The following is a 21401-nucleotide window of genomic DNA, read 5'->3' on the forward strand; positions in this document are numbered from 1 at the left end:
TCAGCGTGCGGGGAAAAGGAAGGCGAAAGCGATGCGGCGTCGCCATGCGGGCGTCAGCGGTTCCTCGATCACGCCGAGGCGCTCGTAGGCGTGAAGGAATGTGTCGGGACCGGTCAGGATGCCCACATGCTTGGCGATGGCGCGCGGCACCATGCGGAACAGGACCAGCGCGCCGGGTCGGGCGTCGGATGGATCAAGTTCCGGCATCATCCGTCGCGCCCCATCCGCCAGCACTTCGCGCGGCCCAGTCTCGCCCCAATCCCGGCTGTAGGGCGGGATGGGAAAAGGCTCAGGCCCCACCACCTCCCGCCAGATGCCGCGCGCGAGGCCGAGGCAGTCGCAGCCCACCGCGCGCAGGCTGGCCTGGTCGTGATAGGGCGTGCCGAGCCAGGATCGGGCAGCGGTGATGACACGGGCGGGATCGGCGGTCTTCACAGTACCGCCCCCTCGTGGCCGCCGTCCTTCGTGGCGTAGCGCAGCACGGCGTCTTGGCCCGGGATGTGCGGGAACCCTCGGAAGTTTGCGACATTGGCGAACTTCGTGCCACAAGTGGCGATCCGCTTGTCGCAACCCGCCCGGACCACGAAGGCATCCATCGCCGTGATCGGGCGCACTGGCGCTTCCAGCAGGGTCAGGATCGCCACCCCGTCGACGAGGTCATGCGACAGCACCTCGACACTCCGCCCGGCGTTGGCACCGGTCGACCATTCCACCAGTCCGAAGGCGAACCAGCCCGCCGCGAAGGAACCGAGGCCGGATGCGGTGAAGGCCCGGTCGCGCAGCACATCGATGATCGCGCCGCTGCCCTTGAAGGCCGGGGCCTCGAGGTTCACGCCGCAGCGCGCATCGCCCAGCGCGGCGTCGCAACTGGCCTGGAATGTCCGCCCGACGGTCTGGCCGAGGATATGGGCCAGTGACCGGACCTCCGCCACGAAGGCGAGCCTCCCGCGCCGGATCTGGCCTATGGCCCCGCGCCGAAGGAGTAGGCGCTGCGCCGGAGCCGACCAATTCACCCGCCAGACCTCGACAGACGCATTGTCCCATCGGCCATCGAGGATGTCGGTCTCGGTGATCCGGTCAGACGACAGCACACCTTGCGCATCCTGCGCGTCGACGGACAGGTCGGAGCCGGATCGGACCTCGGAGGCCGTCAGACCGCTTTCCGGTTCGAACTCGGTCCCGTCGAACGACAGGGTCCGGTCGTGGTCGGTGAAGCCAAAGGTCACGCCGTCCGCACGGGTGATCCGCCAGCACCAGGACAGGGTGGTCGTGCCGTCGTCGAGATGAGACTGCAGCGCCGGGTTCAGGGCTTTCATGTGCGGATTTCCACGAGGGGGATCGAGGTGATCGACCCGAGGCGTTCGAGGTCGAGGGTGACGTCGAGGACATCGGTGTCGAAGCGAACGGGGACGTCGAATTCGAAGCCTGCGGTGATGGCCACGCCCGCGGCCGGGGCGGTGGTGAAGGTGATGAGGCCGGTGGTCGTGGAAACCGACCAGCCGGAGGCCAACGGCGTGCCATTCAGGGCGATGGTGACCGTCCCGGCGACAGGCTTGGTGATGGCCCGCGTCCAGGACTGCGCGCCCGAGGTGTAAGGTTTGGCCAGTTGGAACTGTGCGGCCGCCCCGTTGCCGGTGCCGATGGGCTGATCGGTCGGACCGGGCGTCTGCGATGGAAGGCAGGACTTGAAGTCGGCCCAGTCCTTGAAGCGGAAGCCATGCAGGCGGCCGTTGCGGGCCTCGAAGAAGGCGACGACAGCCGCGAGGTCATCGGCACGGCGGACGCCATAGGCGACGTCGTAGCGGCGGCGCGAGTTGGCCCAGCTGGCGTTGCGCTCCTCGGCCCCGCTTGCGAGTTCGACGATCTGGGTGCGCCGTTCGGGGCCGCCCCGCGCCCCGCGGCTGATGTTGTCCGGAAAGCGAACTTCATGGAAGGCCATCACATCCCCCTTCGGCCCAGCGACACGGCGCGGGCGATGTCGCTGGCGACCTGCGTGCGGGATTGCCGGAAACTCTCGGCGTCGCGGGCGTTGATCGTGACGTTGACGGTCGAGGCACCCGCCTGGCCGTACCCTGCCGCTTCCTGGCGCGAGAGAACCCGCTCGCCCCGCTGCAGGATCGCGGGCACTTCGTCGGGGCGTAGCCCGGCCCAGCCGCCGTTGTGCATGCGCGGCGCTCCCGCAAAGGCCAGCGCCGGGACCATCCGGCCGGGACCAGGGGCGCCGACCTTCCCGCCCGAATGCAGGATGTTGGCGAAGATGCCGCCCGCGCCACCCAGCGCGCCGGAAAGGGCGTTCGCAATCGGGCCGAGGATGAAGCGACGTGCCGCGAGCTTGGCGAGATCGGCGATCATCGACGTGACCAGATCGCGGAAATCGAGTTTGCCGGTCTTCACGAAGTCACCGATGGCATTCTCGGCCGAGGTGAAGGCCCCGACCAGCGCGCTGCCGATATCCCCACCGATGTCGCGCGCCTTGGCTGCGTAGTCGGCGAGTGCCGCGGTGACTGCCTGCCAGCCGGTCAGGGCCGTGTCCGCGCCCTCGGCCGCAGCCGCCCCGGCGTCGCGTGCAGCGCCGCCAGCGCCATCTGCGGTGGTGGCGGTGTCGTTCAGCCCGGAAGTCAGGGCATCGGCAGAAGCGGCGGCATCCGACAGAGCGGTTTCGGCTTCGGCCCCCGTGCCGGTCACCGCATCCTTCAGCGCCTGCCAGCTGGCGAGCGGCCGACCGGCAGCGTCAGCCAGCATCCCGGCCGCCTCGCGATAGCCATCGGCACGGGTGCGGGCATCGTCGGCCATCGCGCCAAGCCCGAGATCGGGCGGTTCGAGATAGCTGCGTGCGAGGGCGGCCGAAAAGGCATCCGCGGCGGCGGCACCGGCAGCGGTGGCGGCCCCCTCGAACGGATTGCCAATGCGGCCGAGTTCCACCGGGTCGAGGATGCCGATCCTCACTCCGCCTTCGCCGGTCGCCCATTCGGGCAGCAGCGCGAGGGCCGCGTTCAGGGTCTCGATGAAGCTGTTGATGCGGGTGACGACGCCGTTCAGCATCGCCTCGACGCCGGAGATCAGCCCGTTAGCGGCCTGGAAGGCGAAGTCGCCGATGGCGCCCGGCAGGCTTCCCCAGATCGCGACTGCCGCGTCATAGGCCCCCTGGAAGATTGCGGCTGTCCGGTCACCGAAGCTGACGACGCCCGCGATGGTACCTTCCAGCGCCGAGAGACCCGCCGCCTTCAGCCCCTCCCATCCAGCCGCCATCCGCGTGAGGGCTGCATCCAACGACAGGCCGATGCGGGACCAGACTTCGCGCGCCAGATCGGCCAGCAGCCGAAACGCCTCGCCCACCCCGCCGACCCGGGCGACAAGCTGTGAGAATTGGTAGACCAACTCGCCCGCGCCAACGATCAGCGCACCGATGCCGGTGCGGATGAGGGCGCCGCGGAGGAATACGAGTGCCGTCGCAAAACCACGCACCGACAGGGCCGCCGACGCCAGTCCTGCTACCCACCGCCCGGCCATGACGGCGGCGAAGGTGGCGGCATAGGAGGCGAGACGGCCGAGGTTGCCGATCAGCCCGTCGATGGCCGAGCGCAGGATGCCACCGTCGGACGCGAGGGCCACGAAGGCATTGGCCAGCGCCTCGATGGTCGGGGCTACGGCGACCGCAATCCGGTTGCGCAGGCCGTCGAAGACCAGAGACACCGTGCCGAGCGCTAGTTGGGTGCGGCGCAAGGCTTCCAGCGCATCGCCGTCCAGAACCGCCCCGAGGTCGGAGGCTTGGTCGCCCAGCCGCGCCATCTCCGCTCCGCCGTTGCGCAAGAGCGGCAGCAGGCGCGTGGCGTCGGACGCCATGGCCTCGAGATAGAAGGTCATTTCCTGCTGGCTAAGCCCAGCGCGTTCCAACGTGTCGACGTAAAGTTGCAGCGCCTCCGGTCCCGACAGCCGTGCGAACTGGTCAGCGGTGACACCGACCCTCGGGGCCACGTTCTCGAAGAAATCCGCCATCGGCCCGCCGCCGGTTTGCAGGAAATCCCCGACCCGGTCGTTCACGTCCTTCAGGATGTCCGCCAGTTTCTCCTGCTCGATCCCCACCGTACGCGCCCCGGCCGACCAGCGCTGCAGGGCTTCTGGCGTCGCATTGGCGACCTGCGCGAACTGACGGATCTGCGCGGCGCTCTCGGCGGTGGATCGGACGATCAGCCCGAGCGAGGCCGTGGCGGCGGCCGCCGCTGCACCAAGGGCAAGACCGGCCCGGCGCGCGAAAGCAGCAAGCCGGGTGTTCGCCAGCTCCATCTCGCGCGACAGGCGGCCAAAGCCACGGGCCCCGGCCTCACCGACACCTTCCAGTTCGGCGCGCACGCGGCGTCCGCCCTCCGCCACGAGGCGGACGGAGACCTTCTTTTCGGCCATGAGGAAAACCTTGATTCTGTGGTAAGTGCTTAGGGCGGAGGGCAGGACTTGGAGTCTCTGTTTCAGTTGCCAAAGGACTGACGATGATCGGCCAAAGCCAAAGCACGCAGCACGGCGATGAAGAACCCAAGCCCACCGATCAAGCGGGGCTCGGGTTGCCACTGCGTGGATTTGATGAGGGCGAGGAGGCACAGTCCCGTTCGCTTCCGGCAAAGCAGGACCTGAAGGGACTGGCGCGTGGGGCTGTACCAAACGGCTATCGGGATCGATCCGATCGAACCTGAATCATGCGCGCGGCGCGCCGGTTGGTCTCATGGCGTCAGATCGGGGTCATCGCCGTTGAACGCTCGGCCATCTGCTCGTTGAGTTTGCGCACCATCACCGCCTCGATCTCGGGCAGCAGTTCAGCGGCGATCAGGGGCGGGATGCCCAGCGCCTGTGCAAGCGCGAGAGCGGCGCCCATGTCCCATCCGATGACGGCACCCGGCGCGATGCGCAGCTGGCCGCCGAGACGCTGCGCCAGGTCCCAGACCTGCCAGCCCTCGACCGTCTGCGGCCGGTTCAGTCTTGCGGGGCAGTCGGGGCAGGGGCCTGCGCAGGCTGCGCAGTAGCCGTCGCCCCCGCCGAAGGACCAGTCGGCGAGGGCGCGGAGGCGTTTTTTTCCGCGTCCAGCATCAGGCCTCGGGCGACATATTGCGCCTGGAAGGCCTCGAAGACCGGCCAGATTTCGAGGAGCGCATCGACCCCGGTGCCGTGCCGTTGCGCTTCACCACGCCGTTGAAATGGCCGAAGCGCTGCAGGCCCAGCGCGGTCGGCGTGCCCGCGGCCGTGGTGGCAGCGATGGCCTCGCCCTGCGCAATCAGCCGTGCCGTGGCCGTCAGCAAGCCTGAGCGGCTCATCTGCCAGCTGAGCTGGTCCATCACGCAGCCCGCATACATCGCGAAGCGCGGCACCTCGGGCATGGCCACCTCGATGGCCATGGAGGGCAGGGTCCAGTTTCCCGACTGGAAGGTGTGGGTTTTGGGCGTGGTGCCGGTCGTGGTCGGGGATCCGAAAGCAGCCTTCAGCCAGAAGCCAAATGCCTCCACATCGATCGGCACGACCACCTCGCCATCGGCGGTGACCGCGTCCTTGATGGGGGCCAGGGGATCGCGGCCGTAGCCCAGCAGTTCCGAATTCAGCAGGGGCTGTTCCGCGCCGAGCGTGGTGCGGGCAAAGGGCATCAGCCGATAGCCGCTGGCGGGCGGGGTGCCGTAAACCGTCTCGAACGCAAGCGCCATTTGCGCCCGCGCGCCGTGTGCGCGTGCCATGGGGGTCTCCTATGTGGGGGATGTCAGGCCAGGGGGCCGGTGGTGGTATAGTGCAGGACGACAGTGATCACCGCCGCCTTCAGGGCCGCGGCGCCCTCGACCGGCAGGTCGACCGAGGCCGGGGCTTCGGCTTCGACCCAGTCGCAAAGGCCGCCCAGCGTCCGGTCGGCCTCCAGCGCCGCGCCGATGGCGGCGTTCAGGTCATCAAAGGCACTGGCACGGCCGCTGCCCGCCTGGACGACAACCTCCAGCTCGGCCCGGTGCTGGTAGTGGTAGCGCAGCGGCGACAGCGTCACCTCCGGCTCACCGGGTTGGCCGTCGCGCAGGATGATCAGCCCGGCCGCGGGGATCCTCTCGGGCAGCACCTCGTCACGCAGGGTGAGGGCGGCAAGCGGTTGCAGCCGCGCGTGCAGCGCAGCGAGGACAGTCTCGCGGGTGGTTGGCATCTTATGTTCCGGGGTTCCGGGACAGGCCCGGGGTCAGTGTTCCCTGTCGCCTTTCGGGAGGGGCAGGTTGGCCAGCCGTCGCGGCAGATCAGCGCGGCTGTGCAGGAAATCGATGATAATAACCTGCTCGGCGTCTTCGACGAAGACCACGAAATGCTGGCCTGCCCGCGCGAAGCGCAGATCCTCGACCAGATCGGGGTCGATGAGCCGACGGCAATCCTGTGACAGGGCGGTGCCCGCGGCGATCTCGCGGCAGGTGGAGATCAGGTCATCCTCATAGGCAGCTGCCTGTCGTGGTCCGAAGGTCTCGACGGTCCAGCGTGCAATCTCGATCAGCGATGCCTCCGCCTGTCGTGTCAGGCGCCATGGTTTCGGCATCAGGAATTGGCACGCGCGGCGGCAAAAGCCCGGCGGATGGCATCCTCACCACTTCCCTCCGCCAGATCCCCGCGCCGGGCCTCCTCCAGACCGGTCGTCAGGCGAGCACGCAGATCGTTCAGTTCCGCCTCTTCCCGTTCGAGAAGGCGAAGCCCGGCGCGCAAAGCCTCGGAAGCGTTCTGATACCGGCCGGTCGACACCAGTCGGTCAACGAGGTCGGACTGTGCTTCTGTCAGGACGACGTTTCGGGTGGCCATCGGAAACTCCATGCGGATCATTGGCAATATATGCCAATCCGGCTGGCGTGTCGACAAGCCCCGTCATGATCGTGTTTCAACCCAACCCGCCACGATCCGCCCCGGCACGCCGTCGATGGCCCGCTCGGCATCCCGCGCCAGATCCAACCGCTTGCGCAGCTTGACCTGCGGCACGAGGAGGAAGATTGGCACAGTGGTCAGCCCGCGACCGGTCTTCGCGCGGGATGCCACGGCGCGGCCTTTGCTGTTCAACCGCCCCTCGGCCACCAGCAGGCTCGGGCCGCGGCGGCGATAGACGAACCGCAGCCCCAGCCCCGTGCGGTGTTCCCATTCGCCAGGGGTGATGCGGCCGCCGCGGGTGGATTTGCCAGCGGCAGGGGTGGGGATGGCCAGCCAGAACCCGTTGCGCGACCGGATCAGCGGCCCGGTGTCATGCGCGCCGACGATCACTGGGGCGTTCGACCAGACCAGGGCCGCCGCGTTCAGGCTCTCGCTGCCCTTGGGATAGGTGGCAAGCCGGATCGAGTTGCCGAGCCGGATGCCGAGGCCAGCGCCAGTGATCTGGCCGCGCCATGCGGATTTCAGGCCTGCCCCCGCCTCGCGCATGGCGGTGGTGACGGCCTTCTCGCCCGCAGCGATTTCCGCCTGCATCATCGCAACGATGTCAGGATCGATGGTGAGCTTGAGTTTCATCGCGGTTCACGCCGGGCGGAGATCGAGGGTCCAGATGAGCCGTTCGCGGTCGCGCAGCGGCTCTCCCTGGATAACATGGCTGTCCGCGTTGATGACAATCACGTCGCCCGGCCGTGGGGCGGGCAGGTCGGCGACGCGCACATCCACCACCGTCGTGTCGCTGATGAACCGCCCCGCGCCGAAGTCGGTGACGCGGTCGGGGGCACGGCGGATGATGCGGATCGGGCGTTCCTCGGAGGTGGTGGCCGAGATCCAGAGGGCCGGGGCCGCCAGGGACGCATGGGTGAAGATGCGGTCCATGGCGGCGGCAAAGACGGACATGGGTTGTGTCCGTCAGTTTGAGCTGTGGATCCGGACGGCCAGCCGGGGCCGTTTGTTCACCGGCAGGATCGAGGCCTCGGTCATCACGTCGATCCAGCGGCCTTTCTCGTCGAGATGCTGGCGGGCGTAGAGCGGCAGGCCGATGGTGTTGGCGGTCTCCAACAGGTTCGCCGGGCCGCCATAGGTGGTGAAGGTGTCCATCGTGCCCAAGGGGAAGGCGATGCCTTCGTTCGCGGGGACCAGCCGTTCGGTGGCCTTGGTCGAGAGCGTGACGGTGCCCGAGTATTCCTCGAACAGGATGCCCCCGAAGGGGAAGTTCCGCCGCACATCTTCGCGCAGCGGCTGGGCGCCGGTCGAGGCGTAGAACTTGTAAGCCTCTTCCGTCTTCGGGTGCGCGATCAGCTTGTCGAAGAACTCGCGGCTGACGAGGGCGTGCACGCTGGTCATGGCCTCGCCCAGCAGATTGTCTTCGATGGCCCGCAGCACCTCGCGGACCTTGCCCTGCACGTTCGTGCCTGCGGTGCCGAGGACGAAGTCGACGGAGATTTGCGCCAGGCCGAATTCGGTGAAGTAGTTGTAGAGGGTGGTCCCGGCCCCGTCCTTCACGATGCCACGCAGGGCGTTCATCTCCATGTATTCGCGGGTCTGGGCATGCTTGCGCCGCATGAGGAGCAGCTTGCGGTTCATCACCTCGACGAGGGGATCGGCAGCATCGAACGCGCCGCCCAGCGCGGGCTGCCCCTGGATGTCGGCGGGCAGGACAACGTCGTCATGCGGGATCCATGGCAGCGCGAAGGACCGCATCGAGCGACCCTCGCGGGTGCCGACGGTGGCGGGGCCGCCGAGGGGGACGGAGGGCAGGAGGCTCAGGACACCCTCGTATTGCTCGATGATGACCGACCGCTGGCTGACCCCTTCGAAGCGGAAGAGGCCGATCTGGGCGAGGCGGGTGTAGAGGTTGGGCAGGATGTTGATGGCCTGCGTCATCTCGGCCAGCGAATAGCCGCCAGCGTCGAAGGGATTGCGGACGAGGGTCATGGGGATGCTCCGGGGGATAAGGGGATCAGACGCCGTCACGGGCGATGATGCCGACGGCGGCCAGCTGGGTGATCTTGGCGGCGATCTTGGTGCCGTCATCGACGGTGGCGCCGTAGGCGAGGGCGGCGCGCGAGACGATGGCGGGGCCGCGGACCAGCACGATGCCGATGGCATCGGCCAGCGTCGCGTCAACGGCATAGAGCAGGACGGCCGTGGCGACCTGCGAGCCGTCGGCTCCGGTCGCGGGCGACAGGGTAAACTTGCCGCTGGCCGTGATTTTCCCGAGCACCGAGCCGACGGGATAGGGCATGCCCGCGAGCAGCGTCACCACCTCGCGGGTGTAGTTCGGGTTGACCTCGTATTTGAGGACATCGCCCATGCTGGGCGGTTCCGTCAGGACGGGCATGGTTCAGACTCCAGGATGTTGGGGGATGGGGGCGCCCAGCGCGGGCGGAATTGTCAGCGCGAGGCGGCGGCCGACTTTTTCGCGGCCGCGACGATGGGGCTTTCCTTGGTGCCAGCCGCCGGGGCCGTGGCGATGATGGCCGCGGCATCACTGCGCGCGGCAAGATCGGCCAGCACCTTCGCGCGCAGCGCTTCGGGTTTCACACCCTTGGTGACTGCGTCTGCGGCATCGATCTGGATGCCAAGGCGAGCCGCCTGCGCGCAGACCTGAGCGACCTCGGCCGCCTCCGCCCGGATCGCTTCGGGCGACATGGCGGCCGCTGTGGTTTGCGGCGGCGCGACTGCCGCGGGCGGGGCCGGTTCCGGCGGGGTGCTGGCGGCGGGCGCAGTTGCAGGCTGCGCATGGTCTTCGGGGGCAGTGGTCATCATCGGGCCCTTTCCTCTGGGGGTGGTTTTGCCGCGGGGTGCGGCGGCGAAAGCGCGGAAGGCGGTGACCGGATCGGCCACCTCGTCGGCGAGACCGGCAAACACTGCCGCCTCGCCGCGGAAGACGGCGGCCTCGGTGCCCAGCGCGCGTAGGGTGTTGAGGCGGCGACCACGCCCTTCGGCGACGGTTTCGGAGAAGAGCTGGCGGAGGTCTTCCAACTCGCCCGCGATCCTGTCGCGGACGGCCTCGGGCAGGGGCTGGTAAGGGTTCGCATCGACCTTGCGGGCCCCGGCGTGGATCAGCGTGACGGCGATGCCCTTCTGGTCCAGCGCCCCGCTCATGTCGCTGTGCATGGCCACGACACCGATGCTGCCGACAGCGCCGGTGCGGGGCAGGATGATCCGGTCGGCCTGGGAGGCCAGCGCATAGGCTGCGGACAGCGCGTGATCCGCGACGAAGGCATGGACTGGCTTCTGCGTCCGGGCGGCTCGGAGTCGGTCGGCGAGGTCGAAGGCCCCTGCGACCTCGCCACCGAAGCTGTCAATGTCGAGGGCGATGCCACGAATGGACGGATCGGCCAGCGCCGCCTGGAGCTGCGCCGCGATCCCCTCGTAGGAGGTCAGGCCGGAGGATTGCCCGATCCATGCCCCGCGATGCACCAGCGTGCCCGCGATCTCGATGACCGCGATCCCGTCGACGACTGCGAAGGGCTGACTGCCGTTTCGCGTCTGTCGGTTGGTCAGATCATCACCGAACAACGACGCCCGGACGGGCAGGCTGGCGGCCTCCTGCGCTTCGGAGGCGATTTCGACCCACTCGACGCTGATTTCCCTGCCCATGATCCGCGGGCCAAGCCCGGTCAGGAAGGCCAGCGCCTTGGCGGGATCGACCATCAGGGGCGTGTTGAAGACGCGCTGGGCGATCTGGGTGTGGTGCATCATCCTTCCTCCGCGGGCCGGGGTGCCCGGTTCTCGCCGTCGTCATCCTGATCGTCGCTGTCCTGCTGTTGCTGCCGCTGGCCCTCGGCATCACCTGCCCCAGCGCCGCCACCGACCGCCTGCGCGGGCGATCCCGGCCGCCGGAAGTCGAGGCCGAGTTCCGCCTCGCGTTTGCGTTCGGCGGCGATTTCCCTGTCGACCTGTTCGGCGTCGTAGCCGCGTTCGGCGATGGCTTGCGTGCGGGATTTCAGGCCTGCTTCGATCTGCAGGATTTCCGCCGCGGCATCCTTGGCCGGGTCGATCCAGTCCCATTTCGTGGGGAGCCAGTCGCAGGCCAGGTATTGGCGCCGGTCGGCGGCAAAGCCCGGCAGATCAATGGCGTCTGCCAGCACCGCCATGTCCATCCAGCGCGTCCAGACGGCGCGGCAGAGCTGATAGACCATGACCGAATGCTGGAAGGCCGAGATGCGGCGGCGGAAGTCGACCAGCGCAATCCGCGTGTTCGAGAAGTTCCCTTTGGCCGTGTCACCGGTGAGGTACCCATACGGTACGCCCAGCGCCGCGCCGATCTGCAACAGCGTGCGGTACTGGAAGGGTTCGTAGGTGCTGCCCGAGTCCGGGGTGGACGGTGTCGTGACATCTTCGCCCGGGTCCAGCCGCACGACCTGGCCCGGTTCGACCTCCAGATCGTCCTCGGCGGGATCGAGGGCCGTTTCTGGCGCTGGCGACGTGATGAACATCGCGAACATCGCCGCGGTCTTCTTCCGCTCCAGTTCCGCATCGTCGTAGAGGTCGAGGGTGAAGAGCTTCACGACGGCTGCGGCAAAGCGCGACACGCCGCGCAACTGCCCGGCTTCGACCGGGTCGAGGATGTGGATCACCTCGGATGCGGGCACGCGCACCGTTTCCCCGGCCAGCCCCGGATCGGTCATGTCGCCCGGATGGCGGCGCAGGAAGTGGTACGCCACGCGCCGCCCGATCCCGTCGAATTCGATGCCCTGCCGGATCGACCCCGCGCCGGGCAGGACGCGGGTCATGTCCTGGGGCAGCATTTCCGAGGGGAGCATCTGCAGCTGCATCGGCACGGTCAGACCATCTTCGGGACGCCGGGTGCGGATGCGCAGGAAGACCTCGCCCGCGAGGAACACTTCCCGCGCGGCCCGGCGCTGGAGGCCGAAGAAATCGGTCAGGCCCTCGGCATCGGCCTCGTCCGTCCAGGCGAGCCAGAGCTTCTGCAGCTCCTCCTTCTTCGCAGCATCCGCGATCTTCGACGAGGGCTTGATCCCGTCACCGACGACGTGGTTCGCAAAGGCATCGACCGCGTTTGCGGCATAGCCGTTGTTGCGCACGAGCCAGCGTGCCCGGGCGGTGATGGTTTCGCCCGAGGCGGCGATCAACGTGTTCACATGCGCGCGTGTCGCCCGGAACCCGCGCATGCGCCGGTGGGACTGCGCGGCGTCAAACCCGCCGATGATGCTGCCAAGGCGCTGACGGAATGCGTCGAGAACCATGGTCATAGGCCCTTCGTCGCGACCGTGCCCCAGCGACGGTGGCGGGCAGATGTGCCGCTGGCCGCTGCGATGCGCCCCTCCAAGTCCCGAATGGCTGCGGCCAGTTCGGCATCCGAGCCGTAGGTCACCGTCTTGCCGTCGTAGCTGACGCTGCGCAGCCCGGCGAAGCGGGCTTCCTGCAGCGCGGTCAGCAGGGCCTGCATGCGGTCGAGATCCATCAGTCCCTCATGAAGTTCGGGGTATAGGCCCGCCGTTTCCGGCGCGGCGTGGTCAGGGTTCCGGCCTTGGGCTGGGCCGGGTCTTGTGTGGCGATGTCGGTTGCGACGGCCGTCGGCATGCGCGTTTCCACGCCCGCCTGCGCTTCCAGCCGCCGCCAAGTCGCCTCGTCCCATCGGTCGGCGCCGAGGATCCATGCCGCGGCACGGGCATAGACCCGGCAGTCCAGCGCCTCGTTCCGCTCGCGCATCTTCTGCCATTCCTGATGGGCATAGCCGCGCTTGTTGCGGATCGTGACCAGCTGTTCCGCCACCAGCTGCTTCAGCCATTCGGTGTCGGCCCAGCCTGGGAGGTGGATCGTGCCGGGCGCGTCCAGCACCCCTGTGGCGCGGTCCTCATCACTCGGCCGCTCGATCCGCAGGAACCGATAGGTCTCTGCCTTGAAGGTCGCCGTCGCTACCGACCAGAGCCGCGCGCCCCGGCGCAGGCGTTTCCCGCCGATGTTCGCATCGACGAAGGTCGGGCCCGAGACGGGTGCCGCCCGGTTGAACCCTTCGAGGCCCTTGAGGGGCGCCACCTGTTCGAACCCGACCTTGCGCGACCAGGCATAGACGGCCGCGGCCTCGTAGCCGGTATCGACGCCAAGCCGTGCCACGGTCATGAAGGCGCCGTTGGCGTGCTGCCAGCTGCGCCCGAGCAAGGCGGTCAGCTTGTCCCATGCGGCCGGATCGCCAGGCCCGCCCGGAATGACGATGTGATCGACAAGCCAGCTTTCGAGGCCCCGACCCCAGGCCCAGATGTCGACCTCGATGCGGTCCCTCTGGATGTCGGCACCGGCCGTCAGGAACAACCCCGCCATCGGCACGGTGCCCGGCTTCCAGGAATCTCGCCGATCCGCCAGCCGTTGCCATTCCGGCGCGTCGCCAGACTCGACCCATGTCTCGCCCAGAAGCGTGTTGCGCGCGACGCGCAGCGTCTCGTCTGAGCCTTGGGCCGCGAGCCACTCCCGCGCAACGTCGGACCAGCTTTTCCACCCGAGTGGCGAATAGAGCGCCGAGAGATGGAAGCCGATGGCCTTCGGATCCCTGGAAACCGCTGTTGCCCGCCATTCCCCCTTGGCCAGCATCTCAGTCTTGTGGTGCTCGGCGATGGCGCGTTCGCAGCCCTCGCAGTGATAGGCCGCCGTTTCCGGCTTCCCCTTCGCCCAGCGCAGGCGGTCGAACTGCAGCCACTGCATCGCCCCACAATGCGGGCAGGGCACGAAGTAGCGCCGCTGGTCCGAAGCCTCGAACTCCCGCTCGATCCGGCTCAGCCCCCGGATCGTCGGGGTCGAGACCATGAACACCTTGCGCCGGTGCGAGAAGGTGGTCGTTCTCGCCTCGGCCAGTGTGACCGGATCGCCTTCCTCGTCGGCCGAGGCCGGATAGGCGTCGACCTCGTCCAGAAACACATAGCGCGCGGGCATCGACCGCAAGCCGGTGGCAGAATTCGCGCCGGTCAGCACCAGAATGCCGCCGGGGAATTCCTTCGACAGCATCGAATTCCCGGCATCCCGCGACCGTGCCGGGTTCACCCGTTCGCGGAGCGCCGGGCTGTCCGCGATCAGGGGATCAAGACGGCCGCGCGAGGTGCGCTTGGCCAGTTCCAGGCTCGGCAGCACCGCCAGCATCGGCCCCGGCGCATGGTGGATGACGAAGCCGATCCAGTTGTTGCCCGCCTCGGTCGCCCCGACCTGCGCCGCCTTCATGAAGGTGATGCGCTGCGCCGGATGGCCGGGCGACAGCGCATCCATGATCTCGCGCAGGTAAGGGGCCCGGGCGGTGCGATAGCGCCCCGGCTCGGCCGCGCCCCGCGACGACAGCCAGCGATGCTGATCCGCCCATTCCGACACGGTCAGGTTCGGATCGGGGCGCAGCCCCTGCCGCCAGACCCGCAGCAGGTCTTCAGCGCCGTCGAAGCCGAGGTCGAGACCGGCGGTCAGGTCGTTGTCGTCATCCGAGGGAAACCCGGAGGTCGGCGAGGGCGTCGAGCTGTTCGCGGACATGGGCTTCCAGCACCCTCTGCATGATTGCGGTCTCGATCGTCACCGATGCCCCGGATTGCCGTTCCACCTCCGCCATGATCTGCGCCGCCATCAGCGCGGCCACCCGTCCGGGCCAGGTGACCCAGACATCCCGTTCCTGCCGCGCCAGGCGAAACACCAGCGTTTCCGCCCGCGCGCGGTCGACCAGCGTGCCCTTCTTCTTCTGCACGGCCAGCTGGCGTTCCTGCGCCGCGTAAACCGTCAGCGCCGTGCGCGCCTTGATGTAGGACGTCGTCTCGCCGGGGCCGCTGGCAAGCCCATCCCCACCAAGTGACCGCCGCTGCTGGTCGGGATCCGTCATCTCCGCCCGCCGCACATCCGAGGCCGCGGCGTTGATCGACCCGTCGTCATGGACCACCAGCCGACCGTTCTTGCGCGCCTTCTGGACCCCGCCGCGCGACAGACCGGAATGGGCCGCGTACTCGCGTTCGCTCATGCCTTTCATGGCGCCGTGAAGTCCGTCAAGATATTGAAAATTAACAGGAAAAGACAATCAATCCCGTTGATTGTCTCCCCCTCCGGAGCGATTCTGCTCCCATCAACAGGCCGCATCGCGCCGATCCCAGGAGGGCTTCACCATGACCACGACCACCATCCGCATCGACTACTCCACCCTTCCGGAGGGCTTCGATTTGAGCCGCCCGGACGCCATTGCCGAGATCATCGAGCAGGTACTGCGCGAGAGCGGAATCCCGGCCGAGGCCTCCGACGTCCTCTCGCACCTGAAGATCGAACTGCCCACCGCCCAGCTGGGTGCCGCCAGCCGCACGCTGGCCGAGATGCGGCTGATCTGACCGGCATGATCAGAAAGCACTGATATTGCTCCGATTTGCCTACGATCATCCGCCCGACAGAGCGATGGTGTTCGCACCAGAACGATGCAACTCACCGAAGGATGCCCCGCCATGACCCGCCGCGCCGCCGACAATTCCAAAGCTCTCGACGCCTTCATCGCCGCGAAGGCCGAGATCGACGTGATGCTGGAGCGCCTGAGGGCCCTCAGCGACGACCACTTCGAGACCCACCCCGACGACATCCATTGGGGCCATGTCGGGACGCTGAAGCACTACGCGGGCCTGCTGCGCCAGATCACCGACAGCGCCTTCAAGGAAGGCGAACACGCCGCCTGACGCGCCCACGCGGTGCGACGGCCGCCCCGTCCGAGGACGGGGCTTGCCTCCGTAGAAGGCGCGCACACCGCGCGCCACAGCGCCCGGAGGCCCCAATGACCACCCCGTCCGATACCCAGTCCCTGATCCTGTCCCGTGCCGCGACCCGGCCCGGCAACCTCGCCCTGCCGCTGCCCGAGGGGCTGGTCGGCGCCGCCGCCAAGATGGTGGTCGGCAAGATGATCGCCCGTGGGTGGCTTGAGGAGGTCGAGGCCAACCTTCGCCGCGGCGAGCCGATGTGGCGCGAGACCGGCGACGGCCACGGCACCACGCTGATCGCGACCGAGGCCGGGCTGGAGGTCATCGGGATCGAGCCGTTGGCGGCCAGCGCCGTTGCCATCGCGCGGAAGGCGAAGCCGAAACCGGTGCAGATGCCCGACGACGCCGATGCCTCGAAACCCGTCGCCATCCGCGCTGGCACCAAGCAGGCGCAGATCATCGCCATGCTCCAGCGCCCCGAGGGAGCGACGGTCGCCGAGATGGTCGAGGCCACCGGATGGTTGGCGCACACGGTAAGGGGCTCGATCTCGGGGGCGCTGAAGAAGAAGCTTGGTCTGCCCATCACCGCCGAAAAGGCCGAGGGCAGGGGGACGGTGTATCGCATCGGCATCGGCCTCCGTCACCAAAGCCTCGCTATTCGCGGCTCGTAAAGGTCATTGACTCGGCCATAACGGCTGCGCCAGCTGAACAGAGCAACGCGGGCGCACGGTATGATAAACTTCAGATACATTCGGATGGCTGGCAATGATCAAGGCTGGAGGCGCCCACATGGCGGCCGGATGGGTGGTGACGACTATGTTGGCACTCAGGGCCTTGGGCATGAAGATTGGAATTTTGCCAAGGATGTCTGGAAAGATGGTCGCTACCATCTCTACCTTCGGTCAACACCAGCAGGCTTTGACAAAGGGCAATTCAATTTTGTGCTTGGGGCTCATGCAAGCCCGGTTCCGATGATTTTAGGATTTGTCGAGAATACAACTTATGGCGTTTCGCAACTGCCGGAGCAGATATTGCAGAGGCGCGCTCAAGAGGTGTTTGCGCTCAATGAGGATGATAGCCTCGGATCGATCTATGGGCGGTTAAGCGTTGATCAAATTGCGACACGTCTTAAGCGGGAGGCGGACGATTATCGCGTCTCGGTTGCCCCACAGGATCTGTATATTCTTGCACAGCCTGTTCCGATGCCGACCGATATCTACAAGGTCGTCCATCCCGGTTACCGCGCTCTTCCTATGACAGAAGACCAGTATGCTGCGATCAAAGCACGAGTGCTCGCGAATGATACTGCTGTCGCAGTCGATCAAGAGGAAGCAACAAGCTTCCCTGAAGGGCTCTTGGTCGAAAAGCTGCACAAATCCCGTGAGCGCAGCCGTCGCGTCGTTGAGTTGGCGAAGAAGCTTTTCATCGAGAAGAACGGGCGGCTATCCTGCGAGGCATGCGGATTGGATCCGGAAAAGCACTTCGGATCGTCCAAGATGCGTAATCGGATCATCGAAGCGCATCACGATGTTCCGCTTTCAGACGACAAGCATGAGGGTGCAACCAAGGTCTCGGATCTGCGGATGGTTTGCCCTAACTGTCACCGGGCCATTCACACCATGCGACCGTGGCTAACGGTGAAAGAGCTCAGAAAGATTCTACCGCAGCGACGTTGAGGAGCATCCTTCGTCTGTCAACCTACTTGCTGCACTGCCTTCCGCCCCGTCGCCATCTCCCACCGCCGCACGGCGACGTCGCAATAGACCGGGTCCAGTTCGACCGAACAGCAACGCCGCCCGGTGCGTTCCGAAGCGATCAGCTGGGTGCCGGAGCCGCAGAAGGGTTCGAACACCAGGTCGCCGGGGCCGGTGAAGGCTTCCAGCACCGCCTCGACCAGCGCCACGGGGAAAACGGCCGGGTGCGATCCGGCGGCACCCAGCCCGCCCTTGTGGCGCATGATCCGGAACACGCTGTCCGGGATGCGATGGCTCTGGATCGCGTTGCCGTAGCCGGTCTTGCGATGGACCGTGCCGTCGGCCCCGCGCAGGCCGCCGCCGCCCAAAGTCTCGCCCGCGTGCTTGGACGGCACGGTCTTGTGCGGTTTGCGCGGTGCGCGGTTGAAGTGGAAGATGAACTCGTGCGACGGTGCGAGGCGGCCGTTCCAGTCGCCGGGCAGGCCGGGCCCCTGGTCCCAGACATACCAGCCGAAGCGCCGCCAGCCCTGTGCGCGCATCCAGTCGACCCAGCCCTCCCAATAGGGAATCCACTCGCCATCGCGATGGACGAGGCCGAGGTTGACCAGCAGTTGGGCATCGGCGGTGACGGGGGCCGTGGCGAAGACGCCCTGCATCAGCGCATCCCAATCGCCGACCTTTTCCTTCGCCGAGCCATAGTCGCGCTGCTGCGCGTAGGGCGGGGAAGTGAAGAGGAGCGATGATTGCGCGCCGTTCATCAGCCGTGCGACCACGGCCGGGTCGGTCGCATCGCCGCAGATCAGTCGGTGATCGCCCAGCGCCCAGATGTCGCCTGGGCGGGTGATCGGCTCGGCCGGGGCCTCGGGGATGGTGTCGGCGGTGTCGTCGTCGATGGGCGTCCGGTCGTTGGCATCGTGCAGCAGCGCGTCCAGCTCGCCCTCGGGGATGCCGATCAGCCCGAGGTCGAAGTCCTCGGCCATCAGCTCGCGCAGTTCCTCGAGCAGCAGCGCCTCGTCCCATCCGCCCAGTTCGGTCAGCTTGTTGTCGGCGATCCGATAGGCCCGGCGCTGCGCCTCGGTCAGATGGCCGAGCACGATGACTGGCACCTCCGCCAGCCCGAGCTGTGCCGCGGCTAGGATGCGGCCGTGCCCCGCAATCAACTCGCCATCGGCCGCGACCAGCACCGGCACGGTCCAGCCGAACTCGGCCATGCTGGCGGCGATCTTGGCCACCTGGTCGGCGTCATGCGTCTTGGCATTCCGGGCGTAGGGCCGGAGACGGATTAGGGGCCAGAGTTCGACCCGCCCAGGTGGCATGATCATCACGCAGGGTCCGTCGCCGGTGTGCAGACGATGAGCGTGGTTCGGCCTGGAAGATACCAGCTTGGGAAGTCCTCGGGCCAGGTGACGCGAAGCCCGTAGAGCGCAGCGGTCGCTTCGGTGTCCTGACGCTTCGCGGCATCGAAGTCGCCATAGAGATGCGCGGCCACCGCGGCGGCCTTCCGGTCCTTCCGGTAGAAATAGCCATGGTCGACAAGCTCGTGCGGCCAGGGATCAACGTGATAGCCGCGACCATTGAACAATCCGCGCCGCGCCAGCACCGAGGGCGAAAAGCCCGACCGGGTCAGGTGCCAGCCATGGCGTTCGCCGAAGAGCACGGCCAAGCGCTGGCGCGTCGCCTGCAGATCCTGTTGCAGCGCATTGATCTGGGGATAGCCTTTCGCGTCGCGCAGCTTTTCTTGATCGTCGGTCACCGCGCTGGCGAGCACGGCGATTTCGTCATCGCTGGTTGCAGCCTGCTGGATGGCGAGGACATCGTTCATGTCGCCAGTCTCCTTGACTTGAGGGCGGCGAAGGTCTCGCCGGTTTCCGCCAGCACCGCCTCTTGGCCGGTGAAGGACTGCCAGCGCTCGATGGCGACATCGACATAGGCCGGGTTCAACTCGATCCCGAAGCAGACCCGCCCTGTGGTCTCGGCCGCGATCAGCGTGGTGCCGGATCCCATGAAGGGTTCATAGACCGCCTGGCCGGGGCTCGAGTTGTTCAGGATCGGCCGCCGCATGCATTCGACCGGCTTCTGCGTGCCGTGGACCGTATCGGCATCCTGATCCCGGTTGGCGATCTGCCACAGCGTCGTCTGCTTGCGGTCCCCCGCCCAGTGACCCTTGCCCTTGGCGCGCACCGCATACCAGCAGGGTTCGTGCTGCCAGTGGTAATCGCCCCGGCTGAGCACCAGCCGGTCCTTGGCCCAGATGATCTGCGACCGGATGGCGAAACCCGCGGCCGCCAGGCTGTCCGCCACGGTCGCCGCGTGCAGCGCCCCGTGCCAGACATAGGCGACGTCACCGGGAAACAGCGCCCATGCCTCGCGCCAGTCGGCGCGGTCGTCGTTCAGAACCTTGCCGGTGCGTTTCGTCTTCGCGGCCCCCGCGGCATTGCGCCAAGAGGGATCGTACTCCACGCCGTAGGGTGGGTCGGTGACCATGAGCAGGGGACGCACATCGCCCAACAGCCGCCCGACCACATCGGCCACAGTGCTGTCGCCGCAAATCAGGCGATGCGCCTTCAGCTGCCAGAGGTCTCCCGGCACCGACACCGGCGTGACCGGAAGCTCCGGAACATCGTCCTCGCCCTCGACCGGGCCATCGCCGCCCAGCGTCTCGGGATCCCGCAGCAGCGCGTCGAGGTCATCGTCGCTGATGCCGAGCAGCGTCAGGTCGAAATCCTCGGCCAAGAGCCCCGCGATCTCGTCGCGCAGCAGGGATTCGTCCCATTCGCCCAGTTCTGTTAATTTGTTGTCGGCGATCCGGTAGGCCCGGCGTTCGGCCTCGTCGAGGTGGCTGAGCCGGATCACCGGCACCTCAGTCAGCCCGAGCATGGTCGCGGCCAGCACCCGACCATGGCCCGCGATCAGTTCGCCGTCGTCGGCTACCATGCAGGGCACGGTCCAACCGAACTTGGCCATGCTGCCGGCGATCTTCGCCACCTGATCGTCGCCATGCATCTTGGCATTGCGGGCATAGGGGCGCAGCCGGGCAATCGGCCAGGATTCAACCTGGCTCGGCGCGAAGACGAGGTCCATGGGATGGGGCTCGGGATGTGGAGGAGGAAAAGGAAAAGCGCCCGCGAGGGGGTTCCTCCGGGCGCAATTCTTCGATGATCAAGGGGTAGGTCAATGGGGGCAGGTCTGTCAACCCGAAAAGTGAAGCGGATTCAATCGCTTCTGTCGATTCTCAGTTTTGGCCTGCTGCGTTGACACTGGGTCCCGTTACTGTGCCGTGTAGCCGCCATCGACGAGGTGGTAGGAGCCCGTGATGAAGCTGGCTCGCTCCGACAGCAGGAATACGATCAGCGCGGCCACCTCTTCTGACCGGCCGAGGCGGTTCAGGGCGTGCTTGCCTTCGAGGAACTTCAGCGTGGCCTCATCCAGTGCATCGGCGACCATCGGCGTTTGAATGAAGCCGGGACCGACGGAATTGACCCGCACCCTGCCCGCGGCGTGTTCAAGGGCCGCGTTCTTCGTCGCGCCGACGACCGCATGCTTGGCACTGACATAGGCCGTGGAATTGGCAAAGCCGACTGAGCCGAGGATGGAGGCCACGTTCACCACCGCGCCACCGCCTGCCTTCTCAATCTCAGGGATGGCAAAGCGCATGCCGTAGAAAACGCCCGACAGGTTGATGTCGATGACCTTCTGCCAGCCCTCGAGGTCATAGCTGCCAGTCGGGGCTGCAGGTCCACCAATTCCGGCGTTGTTAACGATGCCGTAAATTGCGCCGGTCTTTGCCACGGCGAAATCGACCATGGCTTTCACCTGATCGGCCTTCGCCACATCGACCGCGAAGGGAGAGGCCTTCCCGCCGTGGTCAGTGATCCCCTTCACCACCTTCTCGGCATGCTCGAGGTTGAGGTCGGCGACAATGACGGTTGCGCCACTGCTGGCCAGTTCCTCTGCCGTGGCTGCCCCGATGCCCGAGCCACCACCGGTGACGATCACCGTCTTTCCGTCAAAACGCAGATCCATGCTGTCCTCCTTCGCCTGCCATTTGTTCGTGGAGCACAGGATAGCCAGCCCAGCGGGAGGATGTCACGCGGTGCGGTTGGCACGATGGAAATTCTACGCTTGTTTCTGTGCC

26 protein-coding genes and 2 pseudogenes are annotated in these 21401 nt (G+C 67.1%); 5 read left to right on the forward strand and 23 right to left on the reverse strand.

Features of this window, described 5'->3' with window-relative positions:
• From FNJ84_RS19535 to FNJ84_RS19550, 4 genes are read right to left on the reverse strand one after another with little or no spacing between them, the layout of a single operon-like run.
• Positions 1–435, reverse strand: coding sequence for an NlpC/P60 family protein (locus FNJ84_RS19535; protein WP_143794870.1), 435 nt, complete (start codon positions 433–435; stop codon positions 1–3).
• On the reverse strand, positions 432–1316 hold the full coding sequence (locus FNJ84_RS19540) for a DUF2163 domain-containing protein (RefSeq protein WP_143794871.1): 885 nt from the start codon (positions 1314–1316) through the stop codon (positions 432–434). Before FNJ84_RS19540 ends, FNJ84_RS19535 begins: the two co-directional genes overlap by 4 nt.
• On the reverse strand, positions 1313–1939 hold the full coding sequence (locus tag FNJ84_RS19545; RefSeq protein ID WP_143794872.1) for a DUF2460 domain-containing protein: 627 nt from the start codon (positions 1937–1939) through the stop codon (positions 1313–1315). The genes FNJ84_RS19540 and FNJ84_RS19545 overlap by 4 nt, the downstream gene beginning before the upstream one ends.
• Positions 1939–4401, reverse strand: coding sequence for a phage tail tape measure C-terminal domain-containing protein (locus FNJ84_RS19550; RefSeq protein ID WP_143794873.1), 2463 nt, complete (start codon positions 4399–4401; stop codon positions 1939–1941). The genes FNJ84_RS19545 and FNJ84_RS19550 overlap by 1 nt, the downstream gene beginning before the upstream one ends.
• Before the next feature lie 83 nt (positions 4402–4484).
• Here FNJ84_RS19550 and FNJ84_RS19555 point away from each other — a divergent pair, with 83 nt between their 5' ends.
• Positions 4485–4685, forward strand: a complete 201-nt coding sequence (locus FNJ84_RS19555) for a hypothetical protein (RefSeq protein WP_132952986.1) — start codon at positions 4485–4487, stop codon at positions 4683–4685.
• Between the two features lie 35 nt (positions 4686–4720).
• Here FNJ84_RS19555 and FNJ84_RS22080 read toward each other — a convergent pair whose 3' ends face one another.
• The 15 genes and pseudogenes from FNJ84_RS22080 to FNJ84_RS19625 all read right to left on the reverse strand — a co-directional run bounded on the left by FNJ84_RS22080 (position 4721) and on the right by FNJ84_RS19625 (position 14869).
• Complete coding sequence (locus tag FNJ84_RS22080; protein ID WP_185968606.1) at positions 4721–4864, reverse strand: hypothetical protein; 144 nt, start codon at positions 4862–4864, stop codon at positions 4721–4723.
• Positions 4865–4962: 98 nt separating this feature from the next.
• Positions 4963–5148, reverse strand: a pseudogene (locus tag FNJ84_RS22480) (hypothetical protein); the annotation flags it as partial.
• Positions 5127–5711, reverse strand: a pseudogene (locus FNJ84_RS19565) (phage tail tube protein); the annotation flags it as partial. The pseudogenes FNJ84_RS22480 and FNJ84_RS19565, both read right to left, overlap by 22 nt.
• A 23-nt stretch (positions 5712–5734) precedes the next feature.
• On the reverse strand, positions 5735–6157 hold the full coding sequence (locus FNJ84_RS19570) for an acyl-CoA transferase (RefSeq protein WP_143794874.1): 423 nt from the start codon (positions 6155–6157) through the stop codon (positions 5735–5737).
• A 33-nt stretch (positions 6158–6190) separates the two neighbouring features.
• Positions 6191–6535, reverse strand: coding sequence for a type II toxin-antitoxin system RelE/ParE family toxin (locus FNJ84_RS19575; protein WP_097031994.1), 345 nt, complete (start codon positions 6533–6535; stop codon positions 6191–6193).
• Entirely contained in the window at positions 6535–6792 is a 258-nt protein-coding gene (locus FNJ84_RS19580; RefSeq protein ID WP_143794896.1) for a type II toxin-antitoxin system ParD family antitoxin, read from the reverse strand. Before FNJ84_RS19580 ends, FNJ84_RS19575 begins: the two co-directional genes overlap by 1 nt.
• Positions 6793–6855: 63 nt before the next feature.
• Positions 6856–7485 carry a DUF6441 family protein gene (locus tag FNJ84_RS19585; RefSeq protein WP_143794875.1) on the reverse strand — a complete coding sequence of 210 codons (630 nt, stop codon included), beginning with the start codon at positions 7483–7485 and terminating at the stop codon, positions 6856–6858.
• Between the two features lie 6 nt (positions 7486–7491).
• Entirely contained in the window at positions 7492–7806 is a 315-nt protein-coding gene (locus tag FNJ84_RS19590) for a hypothetical protein (protein WP_143794876.1), read from the reverse strand.
• Between the two features lie 12 nt (positions 7807–7818).
• Positions 7819–8844: a major capsid protein gene (locus FNJ84_RS19595; RefSeq protein ID WP_108644479.1), complete on the reverse strand. Its 1026-nt coding sequence runs from the start codon at positions 8842–8844 to the stop codon at positions 7819–7821.
• 25 nt (positions 8845–8869) lie between these two features.
• Positions 8870–9250, reverse strand: coding sequence for a head decoration protein (locus tag FNJ84_RS19600; protein WP_028720892.1), 381 nt, complete (start codon positions 9248–9250; stop codon positions 8870–8872).
• A 53-nt stretch (positions 9251–9303) separates the two neighbouring features.
• A complete protein-coding gene (locus FNJ84_RS19605) occupies positions 9304–10614 on the reverse strand; it encodes a S49 family peptidase (protein ID WP_143794897.1) in 1311 nt (436 codons plus the stop codon).
• On the reverse strand, positions 10614–12125 hold the full coding sequence (locus FNJ84_RS19610; RefSeq protein ID WP_143794877.1) for a phage portal protein: 1512 nt from the start codon (positions 12123–12125) through the stop codon (positions 10614–10616). The genes FNJ84_RS19605 and FNJ84_RS19610 overlap by 1 nt, the downstream gene beginning before the upstream one ends.
• A 2-nt stretch (positions 12126–12127) precedes the next feature.
• Positions 12128–12343, reverse strand: coding sequence for a phage head-tail joining protein (locus FNJ84_RS19615; RefSeq protein ID WP_143794878.1), 216 nt, complete (start codon positions 12341–12343; stop codon positions 12128–12130).
• On the reverse strand, positions 12343–14385 hold the full coding sequence (locus tag FNJ84_RS19620; RefSeq protein WP_143794879.1) for a phage terminase large subunit family protein: 2043 nt from the start codon (positions 14383–14385) through the stop codon (positions 12343–12345). Before FNJ84_RS19620 ends, FNJ84_RS19615 begins: the two co-directional genes overlap by 1 nt.
• Positions 14333–14869: a hypothetical protein gene (locus FNJ84_RS19625; protein ID WP_143794880.1), complete on the reverse strand. Its 537-nt coding sequence runs from the start codon at positions 14867–14869 to the stop codon at positions 14333–14335. Before FNJ84_RS19625 ends, FNJ84_RS19620 begins: the two co-directional genes overlap by 53 nt.
• A 133-nt stretch (positions 14870–15002) precedes the next feature.
• On the opposite strand from FNJ84_RS19625, the gene FNJ84_RS19630 reads away from it, so the two are divergent.
• The 4 genes from FNJ84_RS19630 to FNJ84_RS19645 all read left to right on the forward strand — a co-directional run bounded on the left by FNJ84_RS19630 (position 15003) and on the right by FNJ84_RS19645 (position 17248).
• Entirely contained in the window at positions 15003–15218 is a 216-nt protein-coding gene (locus FNJ84_RS19630; RefSeq protein ID WP_143794881.1) for a hypothetical protein, read from the forward strand.
• Between the two features lie 111 nt (positions 15219–15329).
• Positions 15330–15554 carry a hypothetical protein gene (locus tag FNJ84_RS19635; protein WP_143794882.1) on the forward strand — a complete coding sequence of 75 codons (225 nt, stop codon included), beginning with the start codon at positions 15330–15332 and terminating at the stop codon, positions 15552–15554.
• A gap of 95 nt (positions 15555–15649) precedes the next feature.
• A complete protein-coding gene (locus FNJ84_RS19640; protein WP_143794883.1) occupies positions 15650–16243 on the forward strand; it encodes a DUF3489 domain-containing protein in 594 nt (197 codons plus the stop codon).
• Between the two features lie 129 nt (positions 16244–16372).
• Positions 16373–17248: an HNH endonuclease gene (locus tag FNJ84_RS19645; RefSeq protein WP_185968607.1), complete on the forward strand. Its 876-nt coding sequence runs from the start codon at positions 16373–16375 to the stop codon at positions 17246–17248.
• Between the two features lie 17 nt (positions 17249–17265).
• On the opposite strand, the gene FNJ84_RS19650 is transcribed toward FNJ84_RS19645, so the two are convergent.
• From FNJ84_RS19650 to FNJ84_RS19665, 4 genes are all read right to left on the reverse strand, one after another.
• On the reverse strand, positions 17266–18588 hold the full coding sequence (locus FNJ84_RS19650) for a site-specific DNA-methyltransferase (protein WP_143794885.1): 1323 nt from the start codon (positions 18586–18588) through the stop codon (positions 17266–17268).
• The gene (locus FNJ84_RS19655) at positions 18588–19088 is read right to left on the reverse strand and encodes a hypothetical protein (RefSeq protein WP_143794886.1); all 501 of its coding nucleotides are present in this window, start codon (positions 19086–19088) and stop codon (positions 18588–18590) included. Before FNJ84_RS19655 ends, FNJ84_RS19650 begins: the two co-directional genes overlap by 1 nt.
• Positions 19085–20347: a site-specific DNA-methyltransferase gene (locus tag FNJ84_RS19660; RefSeq protein WP_143794887.1), complete on the reverse strand. Its 1263-nt coding sequence runs from the start codon at positions 20345–20347 to the stop codon at positions 19085–19087. The genes FNJ84_RS19655 and FNJ84_RS19660 overlap by 4 nt, the downstream gene beginning before the upstream one ends.
• A 186-nt stretch (positions 20348–20533) precedes the next feature.
• Entirely contained in the window at positions 20534–21289 is a 756-nt protein-coding gene (locus tag FNJ84_RS19665; protein WP_143794888.1) for an SDR family NAD(P)-dependent oxidoreductase, read from the reverse strand.
• Between the last annotated feature and the right edge of the window lie 112 nt (positions 21290–21401).

The organism is Paracoccus sp. M683 (genome assembly GCF_007096355.1).
Taxonomy (GTDB): domain Bacteria; phylum Pseudomonadota; class Alphaproteobacteria; order Rhodobacterales; family Rhodobacteraceae; genus Paracoccus.

Bases quoted from the DNA above. Each gene is read 5' to 3' on its own strand.
- FNJ84_RS19540 (WP_143794871.1), bottom strand. From the start codon at position 1,316: ATGAAAGCCCTGAACCCGGCGCTGCAGTCTCATCTCGACGACGGCACG.
- FNJ84_RS19545 (WP_143794872.1), bottom strand. From the start codon at position 1,939: ATGGCCTTCCATGAAGTTCGCTTTCCGGACAACATCAGCCGCGGGGCG.
- FNJ84_RS19550 (WP_143794873.1), bottom strand. From the start codon at position 4,401: ATGGCCGAAAAGAAGGTCTCCGTCCGCCTCGTGGCGGAGGGCGGACGC.
- FNJ84_RS19555 (WP_132952986.1), top strand. From the start codon at position 4,485: ATGATCGGCCAAAGCCAAAGCACGCAGCACGGCGATGAAGAACCCAAG.
- FNJ84_RS22080 (WP_185968606.1), bottom strand. From the start codon at position 4,864: ATGGGCGCCGCTCTCGCGCTTGCACAGGCGCTGGGCATCCCGCCCCTG.
- FNJ84_RS19570 (WP_143794874.1), bottom strand. From the start codon at position 6,157: ATGCCAACCACCCGCGAGACTGTCCTCGCTGCGCTGCACGCGCGGCTG.
- FNJ84_RS19575 (WP_097031994.1), bottom strand. From the start codon at position 6,535: ATGCCGAAACCATGGCGCCTGACACGACAGGCGGAGGCATCGCTGATC.
- FNJ84_RS19580 (WP_143794896.1), bottom strand. From the start codon at position 6,792: ATGGCCACCCGAAACGTCGTCCTGACAGAAGCACAGTCCGACCTCGTT.
- FNJ84_RS19585 (WP_143794875.1), bottom strand. From the start codon at position 7,485: ATGAAACTCAAGCTCACCATCGATCCTGACATCGTTGCGATGATGCAG.
- FNJ84_RS19590 (WP_143794876.1), bottom strand. From the start codon at position 7,806: ATGTCCGTCTTTGCCGCCGCCATGGACCGCATCTTCACCCATGCGTCC.
- FNJ84_RS19595 (WP_108644479.1), bottom strand. From the start codon at position 8,844: ATGACCCTCGTCCGCAATCCCTTCGACGCTGGCGGCTATTCGCTGGCC.
- FNJ84_RS19600 (WP_028720892.1), bottom strand. From the start codon at position 9,250: ATGCCCGTCCTGACGGAACCGCCCAGCATGGGCGATGTCCTCAAATAC.
- FNJ84_RS19605 (WP_143794897.1), bottom strand. From the start codon at position 10,614: ATGCACCACACCCAGATCGCCCAGCGCGTCTTCAACACGCCCCTGATG.
- FNJ84_RS19610 (WP_143794877.1), bottom strand. From the start codon at position 12,125: ATGGTTCTCGACGCATTCCGTCAGCGCCTTGGCAGCATCATCGGCGGG.
- FNJ84_RS19615 (WP_143794878.1), bottom strand. From the start codon at position 12,343: ATGGATCTCGACCGCATGCAGGCCCTGCTGACCGCGCTGCAGGAAGCC.
- FNJ84_RS19620 (WP_143794879.1), bottom strand. From the start codon at position 14,385: ATGTCCGCGAACAGCTCGACGCCCTCGCCGACCTCCGGGTTTCCCTCG.
- FNJ84_RS19625 (WP_143794880.1), bottom strand. From the start codon at position 14,869: ATGAAAGGCATGAGCGAACGCGAGTACGCGGCCCATTCCGGTCTGTCG.
- FNJ84_RS19630 (WP_143794881.1), top strand. From the start codon at position 15,003: ATGACCACGACCACCATCCGCATCGACTACTCCACCCTTCCGGAGGGC.
- FNJ84_RS19635 (WP_143794882.1), top strand. From the start codon at position 15,330: ATGACCCGCCGCGCCGCCGACAATTCCAAAGCTCTCGACGCCTTCATC.
- FNJ84_RS19640 (WP_143794883.1), top strand. From the start codon at position 15,650: ATGACCACCCCGTCCGATACCCAGTCCCTGATCCTGTCCCGTGCCGCG.
- FNJ84_RS19645 (WP_185968607.1), top strand. From the start codon at position 16,373: ATGGGTGGTGACGACTATGTTGGCACTCAGGGCCTTGGGCATGAAGAT.
- FNJ84_RS19650 (WP_143794885.1), bottom strand. From the start codon at position 18,588: ATGATCATGCCACCTGGGCGGGTCGAACTCTGGCCCCTAATCCGTCTC.
- FNJ84_RS19655 (WP_143794886.1), bottom strand. From the start codon at position 19,088: ATGAACGATGTCCTCGCCATCCAGCAGGCTGCAACCAGCGATGACGAA.
- FNJ84_RS19660 (WP_143794887.1), bottom strand. From the start codon at position 20,347: ATGGACCTCGTCTTCGCGCCGAGCCAGGTTGAATCCTGGCCGATTGCC.
- FNJ84_RS19665 (WP_143794888.1), bottom strand. From the start codon at position 21,289: ATGGATCTGCGTTTTGACGGAAAGACGGTGATCGTCACCGGTGGTGGC.